4 protein-coding genes and 1 pseudogene are annotated in these 2,980 nt (G+C 72.3%); 2 read left to right on the forward strand and 3 right to left on the reverse strand.

Annotation, left to right across the window (positions count from 1 at the left end; all coding sequences use genetic code 11):
- Nucleotides 1-346: pseudogene (locus tag FV223_RS30760) on the forward strand (H4MPT-linked C1 transfer pathway protein); the annotation flags it as partial.
- Nucleotides 343-543 (forward strand): hypothetical protein, encoded by a 201-nt coding sequence (locus tag FV223_RS24070; protein WP_147729338.1) that lies wholly within the window; start codon nt 343-345, stop codon nt 541-543. The pseudogene FV223_RS30760 and the gene FV223_RS24070, both read left to right, overlap by 4 nt.
- 142 nt (nt 544-685) lie before the next feature.
- On the opposite strand, the gene FV223_RS24075 is transcribed toward FV223_RS24070, so the two are convergent.
- Genes FV223_RS24075 through FV223_RS24085 form a run of 3 tightly spaced genes read right to left on the reverse strand, consistent with a single transcriptional unit; the run spans nt 686 to nt 2,840 of the window.
- Nucleotides 686-1,663 carry a YncE family protein gene (locus FV223_RS24075; RefSeq protein ID WP_246689783.1) on the reverse strand — a complete coding sequence of 326 codons (978 nt, stop codon included), beginning with the start codon at nt 1,661-1,663 and terminating at the stop codon, nt 686-688.
- Entirely contained in the window at nt 1,660-2,199 is a 540-nt protein-coding gene (locus FV223_RS24080) for an SRPBCC family protein (RefSeq protein ID WP_243938988.1), read from the reverse strand. Before FV223_RS24080 ends, FV223_RS24075 begins: the two co-directional genes overlap by 4 nt.
- Nucleotides 2,200-2,216: 17 nt before the next feature.
- A complete protein-coding gene (locus FV223_RS24085; protein WP_147729340.1) occupies nt 2,217-2,840 on the reverse strand; it encodes a DUF447 domain-containing protein in 624 nt (207 codons plus the stop codon).
- Nucleotides 2,841-2,980 lie beyond the last annotated feature (140 nt).

The following is a 2,980-nucleotide window of genomic DNA, read 5'->3' on the forward strand; positions in this document are numbered from 1 at the left end:
GCGGCTCGCCCGGATGATCGGCCGCGACCGCGGGGAGGGGACGGACGAGGACTGGCGGGCGCTTGCCGGCCACTTCGCCGAGGCGCAGCTGCGCCTGCTCCACGACGCGGCCGCCACCCTGCTCTCGCGCCCCGACATCCCGGCTGCGGCCCCCGTGATCGCCTGCGGCGCTGGCGCCTTCCTGGCCGACGCCCTCGCCCGGCGCCTCGGCCGGCGCTGCCTGCCCTTTACCGAGGTGCTGGCGGATCGCATCGCCGGCCGGCCAGACTGGGCCTCCACCTGCGGCCCGGCGCTCGCCGTCGCGCTGCTCTCCGCCGACACGCTGGTTTCGAAGGAAGACCGATGAGCGCCCTGAAAATCCTCGCCCGCGTCCTCACCGCCCGGGTCGGCCCGCATATCGAGCTCGCGCTCGCCACCGAGGACGGCGAGACCGTCAAGGTGCTGGCGACGCCCGACCAGATCGACCGGCTGATCGACGAGCTGGAGGACATGCTGCACGCGCCGGAGGGCCCGGAGGACGGCGAGCCGCCCGAGGCGGCGTGATCGACCGCGGGACCACGCCCTCTTCCATGGGGAGAGGGTTGGGGTGAGGGGCGTGACCGCTCCGGAAAACGCACGCCCCTCATCCTGTCCTCCCCCTGGGGGAAGGGACCCGCGCCACGTCAGGCTTCCGCCCGGCGCGACGTCAGCGCAGAAAATCCCCGAACGCCCGCGGGCTGTTGTCGGTCTTGATCTCGCGGGTCACCGTCAGCGTCCGCGCGTCGATGACCGAGAGCGTGTTCGAGCCCCAGTTGGCGACGATCACCGAGCGCTCGTCGGCGGTGGCGGCGATGCCCTCGGGGTGGTCGCCGACTTCGATCCGGGTCACGGGGGCGAGGGTGGCAGGATCGAACACCGTGACGGTGCCGGAATACTGGTCGGTGACGAAGCCGCGCTCCCCCGTCAGGGCGATCACGTAGGGGCGCTGGCCGGTCTTCACCCGGCCGACCTCGCGCGCCGCGGCGAGGTCGATCACCGACACGTCGTCGCCGGTGACGTTGGCGGTGTAGGCGCGCTTGGCTTGCGCATCGAGGGTGATGCCGAAGGGATGATGGCCGACGGCGATCGTCCCGGTCTCGCGGCGGGTCGCGGCATCGACCACCGAGACCGTGTCCGCCTCGCGGTTGGCCACCAGCAGCGTCGCGCCGTCCGGCGTCACCGCGATGCCCGACGGCGAGGCCCCGACCGCGATCTCGCCGTCGAGCCTGAGGCCCGCCTCACCCGGCACCAGCACGAACACCCGCTTGGCGTACCAGTCGGCGACGTAGACGGCGCCGCTCCTCGGGTTCGCCGCGATGCCGAGCGGGCCGCCCGGAAGGGCCAGCACCTGCGCGACCTTGCGCGCGGTCAGGTCGACGACGGCGATGCCCGGCGCGTCGGGGCAGGTCACGTAGGCGGTCCTGCGATCGGGGGAGAGCGCGATGCCGGCGGGCGAGCCGGCGACGGGGATGCGCTGCAGGATCGTGCCGGCCTCGAGGTCGATCACGTCGACGGCGTTGTCGCCCTGCACCGTGACCACCGCCTCGGCGGCGCGCGCGGCAAGCGGCACGAGCCACAGGGCGAGGGCGAGCGAGAGGCCGGCGCGCAGCCGGCCTCCGCGTCGCGGTGTGATCGAACGGCTCAAGAGCCCTTCTCGACCTGCGCCTTCAGCGCGTCGAGACCGGTGCGGTAGAGGCCGCGCACGGCCTTCTGCGAGGCCTCGTCGTTCAGCTCGGGCGGCGGATCGTTGTTCATGTAGCCGCGGTAGAACGCGCCGTCCCACGACACCTTCGACTTGCCGTCGCCGTCCGCCTCGACCTTGAGCGTGGACGAGTAATCGTTCACCGGCAGGGTCTTCACGTCGACCTTGGTGATCCGGTACGAGTAGCTCATCTTTTCGGCGGAGTACTTGTACAGGCTCTCCTCGACGGTGGCGCCGCCCTTGAGCGTGAGGACGCGGGTGGCCTTGTCGGGGGTGTTGCCCTCCTTGCCCTCGGTCTTCTCGACCAGCGGCAGCCAGCTCATGTCCTGGAAGTTGCCGATCACCTTCCAGACCTTGTCCGGGCTGGCGTTGATCTCGACGGTCTCCTCGACCTTCTTGCGGGTCGGGCCGTGGGCCTGGGCCGTGGTCGCCGCCACCGCGGCGATCACCACGGCGCTCGTGAGGGCCAGTCTTCTCATCATGGGCAGCTCGATCCTCATGGGGGTGTCACTCCTGATCCGCCGTCTCGTGCGGCGGCGGTGTCGGCGAGGATGCGGCCGTCCGTCCCGAGATGGGCGGCGACCTTGTCCTCGATCCAGTCCCAGGCCTCCCGCTCGCGCGGGCCGGCCGTCTTGGATATCGCGATGGCGAGATAGCGCATCTCGGCCATGACCTTGTCGGGCGTCAGCATGTGGAGCCGCGTCGAGAGGATCGCCGCCTCCAGCACCGCGGCCTGCGCCCGGTTGTAGCCGATGAACGGGGCGTGCGCCGCCGCGTGGACCTGGCGCCCGCGGTAGCGCGGCCGGGTCGGGTCGGCCTCGACCGCCGCGACCTCGAACTCGGCGTGGCCGAAGCTGTCGGCGAGGCGCCGGCCCGGGATGCGGTCGCACGCCACCGTCGGCCAGTCCCGGCGCCCGGTGACCGCGCCGGCGATCACCCGCACGTCGCGCGGGCTCGAGGCGCAGAAGCAGGGGTTGGCCTCGAGGTTGAGGATCGTCGGCGAGGGCCGGAACGGCGCCAGCACGTAGTCGTCGCCCTCCGCGATCAGGCCGAAGGGCACGAGGTGCAGGGCGCCCTCTCGCGAGAGCGTCGTGACGATCGTCTCGAGGATCAGCGGCACCGGCTCAGGCCTCCCCGGCCGGCACGAGCTTGCCGCAGACGAGCTTTTGCGCGGGCGCCCGGGGCGTTTCCGACACCGACGCCTCGGCCGCGGCCGCGTCCGGCGCGATGGTGCGGGGCGCCGAGGCGTCGGTGTCGGAA

The sequence above is a fragment of the Methylobacterium sp. WL116 genome (assembly GCF_008039455.1).
GTDB lineage: Bacteria > Pseudomonadota > Alphaproteobacteria > Rhizobiales > Beijerinckiaceae > Methylobacterium.